Annotated in this window: 9 protein-coding genes and 1 pseudogene; 4 read left to right on the forward strand and 6 right to left on the reverse strand. The window is 61.0% G+C overall.

Going from position 1 to position 17,945, the window contains the following annotated elements; genetic code table 11:
- Positions 1-51: 51 nt before the first annotated feature.
- Complete coding sequence (locus tag FG94_RS02045; protein WP_036206295.1) at positions 52-1,044, reverse strand: tyrosine-type recombinase/integrase; 993 nt, start codon at positions 1,042-1,044, stop codon at positions 52-54.
- 503 nt (positions 1,045-1,547) lie between these two features.
- On the opposite strand from FG94_RS02045, the gene FG94_RS02050 reads away from it, so the two are divergent.
- Entirely contained in the window at positions 1,548-1,874 is a 327-nt protein-coding gene (locus tag FG94_RS02050) for a hypothetical protein (RefSeq protein ID WP_036206297.1), read from the forward strand.
- A gap of 85 nt (positions 1,875-1,959) precedes the next feature.
- Here FG94_RS02050 and FG94_RS02055 read toward each other — a convergent pair.
- Positions 1,960-3,040, reverse strand: a pseudogene (locus FG94_RS02055) (IS3 family transposase).
- Positions 3,041-3,588: 548 nt separating this feature from the next.
- Between FG94_RS02055 and FG94_RS02065 the strand changes: the two are divergent.
- The 3 genes from FG94_RS02065 to gudD all read left to right on the forward strand — a co-directional run bounded on the left by FG94_RS02065 (position 3,589) and on the right by gudD (position 9,174).
- Complete coding sequence (locus FG94_RS02065) at positions 3,589-5,892, forward strand: TonB-dependent receptor (RefSeq protein WP_036206303.1); 2,304 nt, start codon at positions 3,589-3,591, stop codon at positions 5,890-5,892.
- Positions 5,893-5,954: 62 nt separating this feature from the next.
- Positions 5,955-7,805 carry a glycoside hydrolase family 2 protein gene (locus FG94_RS02070; protein ID WP_036206306.1) on the forward strand — a complete coding sequence of 617 codons (1,851 nt, stop codon included), beginning with the start codon at positions 5,955-5,957 and terminating at the stop codon, positions 7,803-7,805.
- Between the two features lie 28 nt (positions 7,806-7,833).
- On the forward strand, positions 7,834-9,174 hold the full coding sequence (gene gudD / locus FG94_RS02075; protein WP_036206308.1) for a glucarate dehydratase: 1,341 nt from the start codon (positions 7,834-7,836) through the stop codon (positions 9,172-9,174).
- Between the two features lie 119 nt (positions 9,175-9,293).
- Here gudD and FG94_RS02080 read toward each other — a convergent pair whose 3' ends face one another.
- The 4 genes from FG94_RS02080 to FG94_RS02095 all read right to left on the reverse strand — a co-directional run bounded on the left by FG94_RS02080 (position 9,294) and on the right by FG94_RS02095 (position 17,592).
- Positions 9,294-10,574, reverse strand: a complete 1,281-nt coding sequence (locus FG94_RS02080; protein WP_036206311.1) for a hypothetical protein — start codon at positions 10,572-10,574, stop codon at positions 9,294-9,296.
- 87 nt (positions 10,575-10,661) lie between these two features.
- A complete protein-coding gene (locus tag FG94_RS02085; RefSeq protein WP_051996004.1) occupies positions 10,662-11,936 on the reverse strand; it encodes a DUF2264 domain-containing protein in 1,275 nt (424 codons plus the stop codon).
- Entirely contained in the window at positions 11,933-14,014 is a 2,082-nt protein-coding gene (locus FG94_RS02090; protein ID WP_051996009.1) for a glycoside hydrolase family 88 protein, read from the reverse strand. Before FG94_RS02090 ends, FG94_RS02085 begins: the two co-directional genes overlap by 4 nt.
- Before the next feature lie 473 nt (positions 14,015-14,487).
- Positions 14,488-17,592, reverse strand: a complete 3,105-nt coding sequence (locus FG94_RS02095) for a TonB-dependent receptor (RefSeq protein ID WP_036206314.1) — start codon at positions 17,590-17,592, stop codon at positions 14,488-14,490.
- Positions 17,593-17,945 lie beyond the last annotated feature (353 nt).

Raw genomic sequence — 17,945 nt, forward strand, 5'->3', positions numbered from 1 at the left:
CGATTCGGGTGCGATAGTGATTGGTGACCCGGCAGCGCTCCGGGCCATTGTTTACTTCTCGGGATCCGGTTTGATGCGCGCGTACTGGTAGTCCGCAGCGGAGCGCTCGAGCGCCAGGCCGAGCGTGTCCTTGAGCTCGTCCGGTGTGGCGCCTTCGGCCAGCTTCTGCTGGGCGAAGGTGTTGCGCAAGGTGCGCCCACCCGCCCGGGACAGCTCGATTCCGGCACGCTCGAACGTGGCCCGGACCTGCATGTAGACGGTTTTCTTGATCATCTTCCGCCCCTCGGTATTCGCAGGGAAGACGAAATCGCCCGGAATACCCATCTCGGCGCGTTCCCGCAGCCAGGCTTGCAACTCGGCAGCACCTTCCCGTGGAAGGAGCGTGACGTGCTCGTGACTCGTCTCGTGCTTCTGGCTCGGGGTAATGGAGAGTTCGATGGCGCCGTCGATATCAATTTGTTGCGCGACCTCGCCCAGCAGCAGTCCGATCGCCTCGGACACCTTGAGCCCGGCCAGCGCGATGGTCACCTGCATGGCGCGGTCGCGCCGGCGCTTCCAGCCGTCGAAGGGCGTGACGCGGCGCAGCCGTGCCGGCGCCGAGGGGAGGGCGTCGAAAAAGCGGCGCAACTGGTCCTCCGACAGGGCTCGCGTGGGCTCGTCCTTCATGTACTCGGCCTGGCTCGTGGCCAGGATTGCCTCGCGTGCCGGGTTCGGCTCGGCTTCCAGGTACTGATAGCAGCGCTCGAGCAGGCGCAGGTAACGGTGGGCGATCTTGCTGTTGATGGCGCGCCCGTGTTCGTCGGCGCGGTTGATGAAACGCTTCAGGTCGTCCTTGTCGACGGTGGAGAAGCGTTTCCCTTGTTCCGCCATCCAGTTGCAGAAGTTCCCGAACATGTAGGTGTAGATCGCGACGGACTGTTTCGAGACGGTCTTGAACTTGCCGTCGGCCGGGAGGCGCTTGGCGGTCTCGGCGAAATCGAGGCTGATGATGAAGGCAGAGAAGGCCTTGATGGGATTGTCGTCCCAGGATGAAAGCTTGGACATGATGGACACGGAGACGGGATTAAAAAGACTATAGCACTAAAAATGTAACTAACCAACGAGTTATCACAGGACCCTAAAAACCCGGCCGCCAGCGGCGCCGGCGGGGAGCGAGTCACATCAGGGGAAGGAGACAGTGGCCACAGAGGCGATCGGACCCTGGTCAGGAGGCGAGAACCACGACAGCCGGGACGCGAGAGTAGGGCAGCAATAGTCATCCCCGGCTGCCGCCAGGCATGCCCGCACGTCTACCCCTCACGCCCTGTCAGACATTCGCAATTACCTGATCGGGACGGGGGACAGAAAACTGTCCAGATGTTCACGAACGTCCTTTGACGGCAGAGTCTGCATCCGCGTGGTGTTAGGGCTGGAACGCTCGAGCGTGCGCTTGAGGTCCGTGCAATCTCCTCTTTACTGGCCGACGGCTGGGAACCACTCGGTATTGGGGCGGGGTTGGTAACTGGTCGGTAAGCTTGCCGGACGATGGCTTTACACTAAACGAGCATGTGGAACATGCCTCCGGCGACCACAACCCTGAAACACTTCGCCAGGAGGGCGGCTTCAGAGAATTTCTGACGTTCGCGGTCATTGGACTGGTCGCCTGCGCGATTATCCTTAGTTTTGCTGCACCGTTTTTCAACCGGTCCGAGGGCGCGCCGTCAAATGCCGTCGACGACGACGATAACGAGCTCAAATTCGTGCAGGTGAATCCTGCTACTTGCCTGCCAATGGACGACGACGGGATCATGGACGATGGCGGCAACACGTTTGGTTCGGGTTCCTCTTCGGACTCGGACTCGTTCTTCGACTCGACTTCGAACTCCGACGACTGAACAACTCGTCTGCTACACCGCTATGCGCATCTACACTTGACCTGATCGGCTAATTTGTAGCCGCGGTGATTGTTAGTCTTCGACTTCAGGCAGCCTGTTCCTGGCGCCGTTCACGGCCAACTGCGGCTGGCGCCCGGTTGCCAAGTGCAGAGTGCGGGCGCTCATTGTTATAGAAGTGACGCCATTTCTCAATGATCAGCTTGGCCTCCTGCCGGCTGACAAACCACTCCCGGTTCAGGCATTCATCGCGCAGCTTGCCGTTGAAGCTCTCGACGAAGCCGTTCTGCCATGGGCTGCCCGGGTTGATGTAAGCCGGCCCGATGTTCTGGTCACGCAGCCATTTCATGACGGCCGTAGCAGTGAATTCGGCACCGTTGTCGGAGCGAATAAAAGCCGGCTTTCCATAGATGCGCATCAGCCTGGACAACGTCAGGATGCCGTCCTGAGTGCGCAGCGACTTGCCCACTTCGATCGCCAGACATTCGCGGGTGTTCTCGTCAAGGACGCAAAGCATCTTGAGCGCCCCCCCGTTGGCCAGCTGGTCGTGCACGAAGTCATATGTCCACACGCCGTTGGGCGCAGTCGAGCCGGGAATACGGATGTCGCCGCCACAGCGACGTTTCCTGGGCCGGGGCTTCGGCAGATTCAATCCCAGCCTGCTCCAAAGGCGCCATACACGGCTCAGCTTCGTGTCCGTCATCCCGGCGATGCGTCGATAGCCAAAACGCGGATAGCGACTTGACGCCTCGATCAGTTGGGCTCCCAGGGCCTGAGCCTTGACTGGCTGTTTGAGCTCGTAATTCGCTATGCGCCGACTTACCCCGGCAAATCGGCAGGCAGCGCGTTCGGATAAGCCTTTACTCTTCAGGATCTCAAGCGCTTGCCTCCTAGCTGCCGGGGTTACCATTTTTCTCCGGCGATCTCCTTCAGTCCTTCGATCGCCAGCAACTGCTCGGCCAGGAGCTTCTTCAACTTGGCGTTCTCGGCTTCCAGGTCCTTAAGCCGACGTGCCTCAGGCACCGTCATCCCGTTGTACTTGTTCCGCCACCGGAAAAAGTCTGCTCGGTGACGTTGTGCTTCCTGCAGAGATCCCGGATGACTACGCCGTCGGCCTCGGCCTGGCGCAGGATCCCAATGATCTGCTCTTCGGTAAAACGTTTCTTCATCTAGCCTCCATGTACAAAAGTAACATGAAGACTAACTCTCCCGCTGGCTACAAGATTCCGATCAGGTCACCCCCTTCAAAGAGGCGATGTCCGTAAATGTGATCGGCAGGGAGACATGGCTGTCCTTCACGGAGTTGTCAAAAACAGCACTATTGACTCAACGTTGAATTGATACTGTTTGCCATGGGCGATGCGAGTCCGATGAGGTAGGCGCGCCAGTTTTAAAACCGCGCTAATCGAAATAGTAGGCGTGTAAGACTTTTACTCAACTTGCTGACTAAAGCACGCTGGCCGCTGCAAATTGCCTGATCCGTGTACTAATATATTACTTAAGTTGTCCTTTTGACGAGCACAGTCGACCGCTCCCGCACTGCCCACTCTCTCCACCTTACGAGCCTGGCTTCCGGAAGAGGTGCCACATCAACCCTACAGCAGGTGAGCGGTTGCATGGTGCAGTAGGTACGAGCGGCAAGACCATCTATAGCGGTCTGAAATTTGTACGACACACGAATCTTTAGCATATTTCACTACAATATCCAGGAGACCAGATGAGTTTGTCATCCACGCGATGCCGCCTGCAGCGAACCGCTATCTCTCATGCAGCCGCGCTGTTTGCCGCCAGCATGTTTGCAGCCCCGACCATGGCAGAGAACCAACCCCGGGATACCGCTGAAGTGACCGCCGAGGGTCTGCAGGTTGTCACCGTTACTGCACAAAAACGTCCGCAGGCTTTGCAGGACGTGCCAGTCGCGGTCAGCACCGTGGATGAGCGTGCCATTGAGAACCAGCAAATCGTCGGATTTTCAGACCTGACGCGCGTGGCGCCTGCTCTGACTATCAACGAGAATCCGAACAACAACAATATCGCGCTGCGCGGTATCGGCACGTTCGCGTTCAGTATCGGTATCGAATCGGCGGTCTCCGTGATCATCGATGACGTGCCCGTAATCCAGCAACTGCAGGCGTTCTCGAGCCTGAGTGATATCGCGCGCATTGAAGTGCTGCGCGGTCCGCAGGGTACGCTGTTTGGAAAAAACTCGTCGGCCGGCGTCATCAATATTGTCACCAAGGAATCGAGCGAGGAGCGCGAAGGCCATGCCCAGGTGACCGTGACCAGCGACGGTGAGCGACGTCTCGAAACCGGTATTTCCGGCCCTGTCAACGATAAGCTAGGCTATCGCCTGAATGCCTATACCGGCAACCGGGAAGGCGACATCACGAATCTGGAGTCGGGAGCCAGGCTCAACGGTGAGCGCAGCAAGGGCGTGCGCCTGCGCCTGGACTTCAAGCCCACACCCACACTCGATGGTCGCCTAATCGCCGACTACAACAAGCGTCGCATCGAAGGCCCTGTAACGACCTTCCTGGCGGTGCCGCCGGGTGCTCGCTTGCGCGGCGTGGCGCCGATCGGACCGGCCGTGGTCGGCATCACCCCCGGTCCGGACAACCGCGCTGTACGCATGGACAACCCGGGCTTTGCCGAACACGAGTCGCGTAGCCTTTCGGGCGCCGTGAACTGGAGGTTCGACAGCCATACGGTGACCTCTGTCACCACCTGGCAGGACTGGCAGTTCGATTTCCTGAACGATTTCGATGGTACGAATTTGGACCAACTCGGTGCGCAGACCAACGGCGTATTCCGTGGCGGGATTACCGCCGGCGGCCCATATCGCTCGCGCATGTCCACTCAGGAGCTGCGCTTGAGCTCTGCTGGCGACGGTGCGCTGAGCTATCTGGGCGGCCTGTATTACGCGGATTCGCGCACCGAACGCAGCTTTGTGCGCGGACCTGTCTCGAACCTGGCTAACTGGGACGCTCGTTCCGGCAACCAGACCGCCGCAGCTTTTGCCCAGGCCGAATACCGGATCACCCCGGCCACGCGCGTTAGCGCCGGTCTGCGCTTTAACCGCGAGACGATCGAGGTCGATTTCACCAACCGCTTGCCGGCGGTGCCAGTCAGTTTCGACGGACGCAGCCGCGACGATGCAAGCACCGGCAAGCTGGCCCTGCAGCACGACCTGGCCAAAGACGTGATGGTGTACGGCTCGTTTGCCACTGGTTACAAAGGGGCAGGCTATGATATCTCCACCGGCTTCAATTCCGCCCGCGTGCGGCTTCCGGTTGCGCCCGAAACCTCAGAGGCGTGGGAGCTGGGCATGAAGAGCCGTTTCCTGCGGAATCGCCTGCAAGTTAATGCCACGGTGTTCCATACCGATTACAAGGATTTTCAGGCCCAGTCGCGCCGCCTGGATCCGCTCACCCAGACCTACGAAAACGCAGTCACCAACGTCGGCGAACTCCGCACCCGTGGCGTGGAGCTGGAAGTCCAGGGCAAGCCGATTAACACCCTCTTGTTGGAAGCCTCGCTCGCCTGGGTTGATGCGATCATAAAGAAGTTCCCGAATACGACCTGCTACCCGGGCCAGACGCTGGCCGCTGGCTGCGTACCGGTCAATAATGTGCCGTTGCAGGACTTGTCGGGCAAGCGCTTGTCAAACGCGCCGCGTACCAAACTCAATGTCGGCGCGACCTACAATTTCGCGATTGGCGAGTCCGGCTACAGTGGGATCGCCAACCTTAATGCCCAGTACCAGTCTAGCGTGAACTACGATCTCGCTGCCAATCCTTTGGCCGTACAGAAGGGCTACGGTATCGTCAACGGTAGTGTTGCGTTCTTCAATCCGGCGCAGAACGTGAAGCTGACTTTTTACGTCAACAACCTGTTCGACAAGAGTTATGCCAGCTTCGTCGGCGATAACTACAGCGTGTTTGGGAATGTGCCCGTGCTAACGCAGACGCTTCCGCGCAACTCGGACCGTTACTTCGGCGTGCGCTTGAGGTACGAATTCTGATCTTTTCCTGTAACGCACGCGCAGCTTTCGGGCGCGTGCTCAACCAATCTTGCTGCGACTTCATGTATAAACTCTCTATCGCGTTGTGGGCCTTTATCGGGGCGATTCTGTGCCAGGACGTTGTGGCGCACGAAGCCAGGTCCGATTCCCTGCGGCCCGCTTTTCTCCTGGCCGGCGCGCTGCACCGCGACGGCCAGGACCTGTCTGGCCAGTGGACCTATTCGAAGGACCTGTACCGCACCGGCCTCACCGACATCAACGGCTGGGTGGCCAAGTCGCGCATGCAGCGCTACCGCGACATCGACGTCGCCGCCGTCGAGGCCAAGGGTGGCGTCGATTTCTTCGAGTTCGACCTCGACCGCGGCCCGCTCATCAACCTGCCGGGCGCTTGGAACGCCGCCATCCCCGAGCTGCGCTACTACGATGGGCTGATCTGGTTCCAACGCAAGTTCAATGCGCAGCCGGCCGCCGGAAAGCGCGCCTTCCTGCGCTTCGAGGCGGTCAACTACCGCGCCTATGTCTACCTGAACGGCAAGGAGGTGGGACGCCACGAAGGCGGCTTCACGCCCTTCGTGCTGGAAGTGACCGATGCGCTGCGCGCCGGCGACAACCGCTTGGTAGTGGGCGTCGATTCGACCCACGACGCCCAGTCGATCCCGACCTTCATCACCGACTGGGACCTGTACGGCGGCATCACCCGCCCGGTACGCCTGATTACCACCCCGGCCACCTTCATCGACGACGCCATGGTCCAGCTGCGCCCGGACGGGCGCATCGCCGGCGAAGTGCGCCTGCAGGGACCGCAGGCCGCCAACCAGGCCGTGACGGTGGCGATCGGTGCGCTCGCCACCGCCCGCGCCGTCACCGACGCCGGCGGCCGCGCCGTGTTCGACCTGCCGGCCCCGAAAGGCCTCGAACGCTGGTCGCCCGAGAAGCCGATGCTGTACGACGTGCGCTTCAGCGCATCGGGCGACACGGTTCGCGACCGCGTCGGCTTCCGCACCATCGCGGTGAAGGGCAATCAGATCCTCCTGAACGGCAAGCCGGTCTGGCTGCGCGGCATCTCGCTGCACGAAGAAGAGTTCAGCCCCAACCCGGCGCGCAACATGACCGAACAGGCTTCGCGCGCGCTGCTGCACGAGATCAAGCATGGCCTGAACGGGAACTACGTGCGCCTGTCGCACTACCCGCACTCGGAAACCACGGTGCGCCTGGCCGACGAGATGGGCCTCTTGGTGTGGAGCGAGATCCCGGTCTACTGGACGGTCGACTGGGACAACCCGGCCGTGCTGCGCAAGGCCCTGGCGATGCAGGCCGAGACCATCTACCGCGACCGCAACCGCGCTTCGGTGATCATGTGGAGCGTCGGTAACGAAACCCCGGTGGCGGACGCGCGTACGCGCTTCCATGTGGCGATGGCGGACAACGTGCGCCAGCTGGATCCTTCGCGCCTGGTGAGCGCGGCGCTGCTGGTCAAGCACGACGGCAACGCGCTGGCGATCGACGATCCGCTGGCCGACAAGCTCGACGTGCTGGCGGTGAACACCTATGCCGGCTGGTACGGCTCCGACAAGCTCGACGCCGTCGCCAGGCTGAAGTGGAGGGTGCCGGCGGACCGTCCGCTGATCCTGTCCGAGTTCGGCGCCGACGCGCTGGCCGGTTACAAGAACGACGGTATGAAGAAATTCACCGAGGAGTATCAGGCCGAGTACTACCGCCAGACCCTGGCGATGGCCGAGCGTATTCCGACCCTGCGCGGCATGTCGCCGTGGATCCTGAAGGACTTTAAGTCGCCGCGCCGCGAGCACCCGGTGTTCCAGAACGGCTGGAATCGCAAGGGCATCGTGTCTGAAACCGGTGTGCGCAAGCAGGCCTTCAGCGTGCTGGCCGACTATTACCGTAGCAAGCAATAAATAACATTTGAATCCTTTGGAGTCATCGATGAATACCCCCGTCTCAGGCGCCCCCGTCATCACCGCGATGCGGGTCGTCCCCGTCGCCGGCCAGGACAGCATGCTCATGAACCTGAGCGGTGCCCACGGCCCCTGGTTCACCCGCAACGTCGTGGTGCTGACGGACAGCGCCGGCAACATGGGTCTCGGCGAAGTGCCGGGCGGCGAGTCGATCCGCCAGACCCTGGAAGACGCGCGCCCGCTCGTCCTCGGCAAGTCGCTGGGCGAATACAACGCGGTGCTGAACGCCATCCGGACCAGCTTCGCCAATCGCGACGCCGGCGGACGCGGCCTGCAGACTTTCGATCTGCGCACCACCATCCACGCCGTCACCGCGGTCGAATCCGCCTTCCTCGACCTGCTCGGCCAGTTCATGAACGTGCCGGTGGCGGCCCTGCTGGGCGAGGGCCAGCAGCGCGCCGCGGTGCCGATGCTGGGTTACCTGTTCTACATCGGCGACCGCGGGCGCACCCGGCTGCCGTACCGCGCCGAAACGGATGTGGGCGACGCCTGGTTCAGGCTGCGCAACGAGGAGGCGATGACTCCTGAAGCGGTGGTGGCCCTGGCCGAAGCCGCGCAGGCGCGCTATGGCTTCCAGGACTTCAAGCTCAAGGGCGGGGTGCTGTCGGGCGACGAGGAAATGGAAGCTGTGATTGCCCTGCACGAGCGCTTTCCCGAGGCGCGCGTCACGCTCGACCCGAACGGCGCCTGGTCACTGGCGGAAGCGGTGCGCCTGTGCCGCGACAAGCACGGCGTGCTGGCCTATGCCGAAGACCCCTGCGGCGCCGAGAACGGCTTCTCGGGCCGCGAAGTGATGGCCGAGTTCCGCCGCGCCACCGGCCTGCTCACCGCCACCAACATGATCGCCACCGACTGGCGCCAGATGGCGCATTCGATCCAGCTGCAGTCGGTCGACATCCCGCTGGCCGACCCGCACTTCTGGAGCATGCAGGGTTCGGTGCGCGTGGCCCAGCTGTGCGACATGTTCGGCCTGACCTGGGGCTCGCACTCGAACAACCACTTCGACATCTCGCTGGCCATGTTCACCCACGTCGGCGCCGCCGCGCCGGGTAGAATCACCGCAATCGACACCCACTGGATCTGGCAGGACGGCCAGCGCCTGACCAGGGAGCCGTTGACGATCGAGGGCGGCCAGGTGAAGGTGCCGGCGCGGCCGGGCCTAGGCATCGAGCTCGATGTCGATGCATTGGAAGCGGCGCACCAGGCGTATAAAAACATGGGCCTGGGCGCGCGCGACGATGCGGTGGCGATGCAGTTCCTGATCCCGAACTGGAAGTTCGATAGCAAGCGGCCGTGCATGGTGCGTTGAGTGTCAACCAGGCGTTGAGCCAAGCGGCTCGTGGCGCGAATGGGATCCATTCGCGCTCCAGGTTCAGTGCCGACTTGCCATCCACCCTCACCATGGAAACTTGGCATTGGCGAGGGGCGCTAACCGGCATGACCCTCCATCGGGAGCGACTGATGGCACAGCCATTTGCGAATGGCGGTGCCGTTCCGATACTTTCCATAGGATGCCACGGAGCGAATACTCGTACGTGGGACGCTTGCTGCCCCGCGTCGGTCACGATGTCCGGAGAGTCCGATGTGCACCGCTGTCACCGCAGAGGCCGCGCCCCTTGTCGTGATGAGCAGCTGGTCGCCAGCGAGATCGACGGTGTCGATTTCGCCACCGCTCAGCGCGATGCCGAGATTGTCCGGCGCGGTAAGGTCCGTCAGATGTTCCACCTGCGCCGCTTCGCTCAATGTGATTGCGATCCGGTTCGAATGCATCCGTCGGGCCGCTGTCGCACGCAGTACGTCCCAGCGCCCCTGGCGCAGCAAGGCCTGAAAGGCTACTGCGTACAACTCGCCGCGCATGTCATGGCCTTGGCTTGAATGGTGCAGATAGTCGCGCGCAAAAGGAAAGTTGTAGCTGGGTCCAAGGCAGAAGAACGCGCCCCCATGTTCAATGGTACGTACATGCTCGTCGAGGATGGAACGCACGCCTTCCGAACTCTCCTGGAAGCTCGACGGCTGTACCGACAACATCCACACAGGATCGCGCTGCCCGGTTATCGTTTGCACGGATGACTCGATCTCGGCACGCACCTGTTCTTGCAAGACCCCAAGGCGTTCCTCTCCGGCATCACTCTCGCCTTGTGCGGTCAGGATCACCTTGACAACGTAGCCCTTGCCCTCACGCTTGAGCGCCGCATGCACAGCTGTAGTGGCCCGTTGCAGGTTGCGAAAGCCATGATACTTCGGCGCCGCGTTCAGTCCAAGGTTCCGGATTTTCTGTCCTCCTTCAGCGACGTTGAACAGCACGACCTCCGAAAAAGGCAGGTCCGCCGCTCGCCCCCCATCGTCGACCAGTCGTAACACCATGCTTTCGCCAGCAGTCGTACCATGCGAGCTGCTTCCCATGGCGCCGTGCAGGGGTGCCAGGCCTGTGATCGCATCTGGTGCAAGCTCGAGCGATCGTCCGCCGGTGGTGGCCATGCCCAGCCAGATGTTGTTAGCCGCAGTGCGAGGCATGCGCAACTGCCGCGGATAATCCGTCCGCAGTAGCGCAGCGCGATCTACGGCCTGACCTTCCGAATTGGACTGTCCGTACTCGATTACACCCAGCACCGCAGGCTGCTGCTCGCGCGTTCGAGGGATAAGGCCGCAAGCGGTACAGGTAGGTATGATGGACAGGATGAAAGTGCGTCGGTTTAAAGTGATCGGCATGGCGCAAGCACGTATGTAGTAACAGCGGTGGTGTCCTGAGGGCGAATTCGAAGCGTGTCGAGCAGCATGAAGGCAAATCCTGTACAGCTAGCGCTGCAAAACTGGCAGTGTGATCTCGTGCTCGTCGCGCAATGCTGCGTCCTTCGCCACATCGGCACCTGCCCATACTTGCTGCGCCGTCCAGGGGACGGGAGAAGCGCTCCAGAACCCATGTGCCGGCGGAAGTCCGAGCGGTAGTAGTGCGTTCGCAGCGATGTAAAGGCTCCCGGTGGACACGTATTCTTCGCCGAGCCTGGGCTGGTGGCCCGCCAGGCCGATGCGCAGCCAGCCATTGGAATCGAAGGTGCCCGCCGGCTCCATCGTGCGGCCAATGACGGCGCCCAGGGCTTCGCGGACTTGAGCAGCTTGCAGCGGCTTGGGCAGCCTGTCCATGAGCGCCATTTGCGCCAGCGTCTGAAACGCACCGCAACGATAGGGAAGGGAACGCCCCAGGGGAGGAAAGCTGCCGTCAGGCGCTATCATGCGTTCTTGGATGGCCGCGTGGCGGATCGAGCGGGCCAGTACCTTTTCATATGCGGGTACGAAGCGGCGGTCGCGTTGTTGCAGATATTCGAGGCAATCGACCAGCATCGGCTGAATGACGTAGCCGTTGTAGTAGTCCGCGTGATAGCTCTTCCCGTCGCCATACGTGCCGTCTCCAACGTACCAATTGAGCATGACCTGAATATTGTTTTCGAAGCGTTTGAACTCCGTGGAACGTCCGGCCATCATCAGGAAGCATTCGATCGTCGCGGCAAACATGACCCAGTTATTCCGGATCGGATTGGCGAGTTTGCGCGTGGATTCAAGCGCCGCGATCACGTGGCCTTTCTCCTCGCTGGACAGGGGCTCCCACAATGCCCGCGGCGCGCGCAACATCGCAAGTGCCACATACGAGGCATCCACCAAGGGCTGGCGCTGGCGGTTGAAGTTCATGAAGTCAGGCGAAGCAGGATTGGTGGCGCGCTCGAGTGATGCCCGGGCCCATCCAATATAGAGGGCCTGCAACGTCTTCTCGTTGCCACTTGCCCCGGTCAGCTCCAGCCAGGGAGCGATGCCGCTCAACAGCCGGCCGAACGCTTCCAGGTGAGAGAAATTCTCACGGCCCTTGCCGGCTTGCTGTTCGACCGGCATGCTGGCCTTAAGCGTTCCCCTTGACAGGTTCTCGAGCACCGGACGGCCCAATTTGTCGGCGATCTTCAGCCAGTAATCGCGTGTTCCGGTAAGTGCGCGGCCTGGTCCTGCCGCGCCGGCCGTCGGCATGGCGAATGCAAGGCCTGTCGCTGCCGAGACGTGCAAGAAACTGCGTCGTGAAGTATTCATTGATTTCCTTGTTTGCGCGTGAGTTCAGCACGCCGTTTGTCAAGCCAGGTGCGGAACTCGGGAAGCGACCTGAAGCCTTGAAGGTCCTGGGTCCAGGCGATACCGAATGCGTAGTCAATCGCGGCCGCATCCTTGAACGCGACAAACAGGGTGTTACCGTCGTTTGCCGGCGCGCTCGTCACGCTGTCCGGGCGGTAGAAAACGGCGATGCCGAGCTCATCCTTTGCCAGGCTTTGCCGTCCCCAGGTAGCGAAATAAGCCCAACCGCTCTGATCGGCACCGTCGGCGACGACTGTGGTGCCAGGGTGGACGACCATTCCGGTGACAAATGGGTCGCCGCCTGGCGCGCCCGCCCGCGCCGAGACTCGCGTCAACGCCGAACCCGAGCGGATCGACAAGCGTGTCGACAGATCAGTCTTGCCTTCGTCGAGGCCGGCGTTATGCACCTCGGCCGACGCCGACCGGGCATCGGTGTTATCCAGCAAGACACTGATGGTGGACTTGCCGAGCGAGACGACCTTGCCGTCGCGCAGGCGGCCTATTCCGCCAATCCCTACGCTTGTGCCTACCTTGAAGATGTCCATACCCCAAGGCGCCATCGCGTGGTAGCTGTCGCCGCCTACGCCTACGGTGTGCAACATGTTGTCAGGCGTCTTCTTCCCAAAAATGTCGACCGCCATGCGCTCATCGAGATATAGCCTGTAGGCGGCAAGGTCAGACTCCCATCCCAGTCCTTCAAACGCGATCAGGTCGTCACCGATGGTGTGATCCGGTGGAAGCGTGTAACGGCTTTTGAGCGCATAATTTTTCCCTTCCGTGCGGACGTTCAACACCATTTGCGGGTACGGCGGGGCGTGAACGGTCGGGTCTTTGCCGGGTGAGAGCTTCAGATCGGCGACTGCCGATGCCGCCAGCAGGAAGGCGCCTCCACCATAAAACTGCGTTTCACCATAGCTGACGTTGTCCGGCCGGTCCCCCACCGGCTGGACATAGCCAAGAAGACCGTTCGGATGGACCGCACGGACAAGGGCAGCCCACCCTTTGCGTACCGAAGGCTCAAACGTCGCTCGATCGAGCAGGCGGGCCTTGATGCCCCAGGCAAGTGCGTAGGTGAAAAACCCGGTGCCGCTGGTCTCCGGACGCGTGCTTGCGGGATCGGCCAGCAATGACGGGGACCAGTATCCGTCCGCTTTCTGCAGCGTGACGAGCCTGGCCGACATCTGTCTGAAGATGGTCTCCATCCGCTGGCGGGCCGGATCGTTGGCTGGAAGCATGGGTATGAGGCGCGCAAGGCCCGCCAGAACCCACCCGTTGCCACGGCTCCAAAATACTTTTTCGCCATTCGGTCCACGCCGATCGAAAAAGCGCGAGTCGCGGTAGAACAGCTGTTCGTTTTGATCGTACAGATAGGCCGTAACAGCGAGGAACTCACGCTTGGCGTACTCCGCGTAGCGCTGATCACCAGTCAGCCTGGAAAGCTCGACCCAGGCCGGTGGCGCCATGAACAGGGCGTCGGACCAGCACCACCGTTTCCTGCAATCGGCGATCGTCGGGTCGCCACGCTCACCGTGCTGAAGTCCGACGCCTACCGGCGGGGCCGCAAGGATCTGGTCAAAACGCGCCCGCAGTGGTGCGATGGCCTCCATTCCTGCACCATTGCTTGCCGCCCAAAGATAGGCTTGGCCGATGACGTGATCGTCCGCATGATATGGGCGGGATGCCAGTTTCCACTGATTGAACTGGCCCCGCGCCAGAATCGCTGCCTTGTATTTCGGGTTATTCGAACGATCGGCGAGCTCGCGCAAGCCCACGAAGAATGCGCCCTGGACCCAACCGGTCTCCTTGAACGATTCCATAGGCAAGCCAGCTTTTGCACGGCCATCGGCGTATCGCTGCAATTGATGGTCCGCGACCCGTTCCGCGAGTCTGAGCGCCTCGGCCGGCGCGTAGGGAATGTGCACTGTACTGGCGGCCGGTGTTGGCGCGGCATTGGCGTCTTGCGCCTCACCTGCAACAATACTGAGTAAGGTGGCAGCCATGATGAAATTCGCTCGAAATGCGAGCGCAGTGATGTTCATAGGAAGGTTCTCCTTTTTCTAGCTTTAACCATGTGCCTGCTATGTAACTGGGGGAATAAAGCACCGGTTAAGCCAAGTCGGGTGGGCATGGCTGAAGGAAAGACCGGCATTGCTGATGTCGATCACCTTGACGAGCAACCGGGACGGAGCTGGGCGGCACAAGTAGGCGATGGGGTCCGAGTCGACAGATTGCCGTGCTCGCTTTCGAGATTGCATGCTCATCAGGAACGCTGCTGGGGAAGATTGAGCGGTGTCATAACGTGCAAAAAAAGCCGAGGGTACCCCTTGTACCCTCGGCAAAGATCCATGGAGGAGACAACACCATGGTCGACAGAAACGGGGCGTGCCGTGGCCGCGCCGCAGCGCGGCCGTGGCCATAAATCGGATCCGCACATCAAATGCTGCAGATCCGTATCGTCTCTGCGTTTCCCTAAATCGAGAACAAGCGGAGGCGATATCCCAGATCGAAAAGGTCAGTATTTGTAGCGGAGGCTCACGTAATAGCGACGACCGGACCAGCTATAGTCGATCGGCAAGGACGCATTACCAGCCGTGCTCAGCGTGCGTTCGTCAGTCAGGTTCTTCGCTTCCACGGAGAAGGTGAGCTGCTTGCTGAGGCGGTACTGAATCTTGGCGTCGAGGAAACCGGTCTTTTCGAAGAACACCGGCGTATTGCCCGAAATCGATCCCGAGTAGTAGCCATCCCGGGCGTTGTACGCCACGCGGGCATTGATCGGACCCTGGTCGTACCACAGACCCAGATTGTACGAATTCTTCGACATGCCAGGGAAGGGCAGTTCCGTGCCGTCCAGCGGGTTGACGAGCTCGTCGCCGGGGGCATAGTCATAGCGCATGCGCGTGTAGTTGACGTCGACACCGAACCCGGACAGGAAGCCCGGCAGGAAGGTCAGCGCCGTGCGGCCCGCGATTTCAAACCCTTCTGTCGTCGCGCCTTCATAATTGACGGGCGCGGTCACGTCGAAGAGACGTCCATCGCCGAACAGATCGCGGCGCTCGACGACTCCGTTAATGATCCCGGTATTGATGTCCTTGCGGAAGTAAGCAAGGCTCATCTGACTGCCGCGGTTCGGATACCATTCGAGCGACAGGTCCTTGTTGGTGGCGCGGTAGGGTTTCAGGTTAGGGTTGCCAGCGGAGCAGTTGTCAAAGCCGTCGCCACCGAACTGGACGGCACCGCCATTGATCACGCAATTGAACTTGGGGTTAAGGTGTTCAAGATTCGGTCGCGCCATGACCTTTGCCAGCCCCACGCGCACCACCATCGCATCCGGCATCACCCAGGTGGCAGCGTTGAAACTCGGCAGCCAGTCGTCGTACTTGGTCTCGCGTTCAACGACGGTATCGCTGATGGTCACGTTAGTCCCGGAAGAACTGCCCGGCGAATTCTCGAAGCGCTGCTGCAGGCGCTGGCGGCCTGCAGCAGTGGTCTTGGTACCCGAATAGCGCATGCCAAAATTGCCCTCTACCGTGTAGCCGAGCACCTCCTGGTCGAAGTCCAGGCGCAGGTAGCCGGAGCGGATACGTTCGCGGACGTTATAGCTCGGCGCCTGCGCATACAGCTTGCCGTCGCTGCCCAGCGCCTGGCGCACCCGATCGCGGTTCAGGTAAGTGCTGTCGAAGAACGGCGCTGCCGCGGCAAGGTCCGGCGTAGGCCAGTTGGCAGGGAAACCGCTCAGGTCACCGGGTTTGAAGTTTGGTCCCGCGCGAAGAATCGCTTCGGCCATCTGACGCATCTGTTCAGCAGACACATAGCTTTCGCGATAGGTCGACTCGGTATAGGGTTGCTCTTGCGGGCCACGGATGGGCCGGCTGGTATTCAAGGGGTCGTAGGTAAAGCTCTGCCGCACCTGCGAGGTGAGGAGGGTCACGTCGTCATCTGTGCTGCTCAGGTCGCTGCCGGGATCGACCACGCCGCCGCCTTCGGTAAACCGCAGCGAGCCGTTCTTGCGTCCCTGGAAGCCAACCGAAACCTTGTGAATGAACGGCAGGCCAGTGCGGTAACGCAGGTCGAGCTTGAGCTGGTCCTCGAAACTCTCTTGTTCCACAGGGGTGTAGTTGTACGACGCGCTGGTGAAGGCGGTCGGGTTGGAGAGGCTGACTGCCGTCGACGGGTCGATGAAGCGCGGCAGGCCGTTTTCGTCGAGCGAGACCTTCAGCCCGGGGGCATTTATCGTCATGCCGATGAAATTGGTGTCGTTCTCGTACTTGGCTTTGGAACGGACCACCTGGCCTTCCACGTCGAGCCGGCCCTTGCGGTAATTGAAGCCGGCGGTACGGTATTGCTGTTTGGATTCCTGCCCGAAGTCGCGCAGTTCCGAGCGGAGGGCATTCGCGCCGCCCCTGCCCGATACTGCCAGGCAGTTGCCAACGACGTACTCGGATACGCGATGGTCCGTCACCACGACGCTGGCCGGCTGGGAGGTGGTCGGCGCTGCGGTACAGCTGCCGCCGCTGGGTACGCCTGCCGCATTGTAGGTTGGCAGTCGATTCGGGGATGCCAGTACATTAACGTTGAAGCTCTGGATCACGGTCCGATCAACGAGGCGCGAGTCCTGCCCGGAATCGGTCAAGGAGGCGTATGCGCTCAGTTCCTTGGTGAACTGGTATTGCGCAGTGAGTTCCGCGCTCTTGCGTTTGTGGTCGCGGGTCAGGAGGCTGTGGCGCGGATTGGTCGGGCTGTAGTCGAACCACTGGCGGTCGCAATCGGTCCGCTCGGCGCCGGTCAAGGCCGTGCAGCCGGTTTTGGCGCCGATCGCGGCAGCGGCCGGATTGAGCGAGGTCACTGTTTTTTCAGGGGAGAAATCCCAATCTCGCAGGAGGCTCCAACCGGAGTTACGCACGCGGTCGGCCCTGGTCAACACCTTGTCATACACGATGTTGGCCATCAGGCCCAGTTTGCCGTCCAACATCCGGTCCGCGATCAACAGGCTGGCGCGCGGCTGGGTACCGCCGCGCAGGCTGTTTCGTTCGGCAGAGACGGTAGAGGCGAACGTGAATTTCTTGAAATCGAGCGGCTTGTTGGTCTTGACGCTCACCGTGCCACCGAGACCGCCTTCGGTCAGGTCGGCGGTCACGCCCTTATACACGTCGATCGATTTGATCAGTTCGGATGGAAGTTCGCGAAGTTCGGGTGCGCGGTCACCGTTCGGCGACTCGCTGGTCGACAACACCGACATGCCGTTGATCTCGATCCGGTTCAGTTCTGGCGCGACGCCGCGGATCGACACCTGGTTGCCCTCTCCGAAGTCGCTCTGGATCTGCACGCCGGTGATACGCGACAGCGCCTCGCCGACGTTCTTGTCGGGGAACTGGCCGATATCTTCCGCCACGATGGAGTCGACGATGGTGGAGGCGTTCTTCTTGTTCTCGATCGCCGAGATCACGGACTGACGAGTGCCGCTGATCACCACGACATTTTCTGGCTGCGCTGCAGGTTCCGGCGCTGGCGCCTGCTGGGCCCATGCGCCTGGCGTACTCAGGGCCGATACAACGGCAGCGACAGCCGCAGCGCAGCGCGTGCGTCGAAGAGTGTAATAACGCGAATTGCTTTGATTCATAACTAAGTCTCCAAAGGGGCACATTCGGACCGGCCCTCTATTTAACGGGATATTGCAAATTCCGGGTAATTCACTACTTGGTGAATATTATCCGGCGCAGTTACTCGATATCAGTATTGCCGCGTTATTCAAGTAAGACAAGGCAAACTCCGCCCGTCTCGAAAACTGCTCAGTTTATTGATTAAACCCGAGATTCTGTGTAATTTTGCCGAGCAATTCAACGCGATTTGACGCCAGCAATCACTGCGCTTTTCGGATTAAAGAAAGTGGGCGTGCACGGGGAATCCGGCAGCCGCTCCGGTTTCCTCTCTTCGGATTGCAGAATATGAATCTCCACCAATTGCAGAGATGTC

The sequence above is a fragment of the Massilia sp. LC238 genome, from assembly GCF_000735635.1.
Lineage (GTDB): Bacteria > Pseudomonadota > Gammaproteobacteria > Burkholderiales > Burkholderiaceae_D > Telluria > Telluria varians.

Bases quoted from the DNA above. Each gene is read 5' to 3' on its own strand.
- FG94_RS02045 (WP_036206295.1), bottom strand. From the start codon at position 1,044: ATGTCCAAGCTTTCATCCTGGGACGACAATCCCATCAAGGCCTTCTCT.
- FG94_RS02065 (WP_036206303.1), top strand. From the start codon at position 3,589: ATGAGTTTGTCATCCACGCGATGCCGCCTGCAGCGAACCGCTATCTCT.
- FG94_RS02070 (WP_036206306.1), top strand. From the start codon at position 5,955: ATGTATAAACTCTCTATCGCGTTGTGGGCCTTTATCGGGGCGATTCTG.
- gudD (WP_036206308.1), top strand. From the start codon at position 7,834: ATGAATACCCCCGTCTCAGGCGCCCCCGTCATCACCGCGATGCGGGTC.
- FG94_RS02080 (WP_036206311.1), bottom strand. From the start codon at position 10,574: ATGCCGATCACTTTAAACCGACGCACTTTCATCCTGTCCATCATACCT.
- FG94_RS02085 (WP_051996004.1), bottom strand. From the start codon at position 11,936: ATGAATACTTCACGACGCAGTTTCTTGCACGTCTCGGCAGCGACAGGC.
- FG94_RS02090 (WP_051996009.1), bottom strand. From the start codon at position 14,014: ATGAACATCACTGCGCTCGCATTTCGAGCGAATTTCATCATGGCTGCC.
- FG94_RS02095 (WP_036206314.1), bottom strand. From the start codon at position 17,592: ATGAATCAAAGCAATTCGCGTTATTACACTCTTCGACGCACGCGCTGC.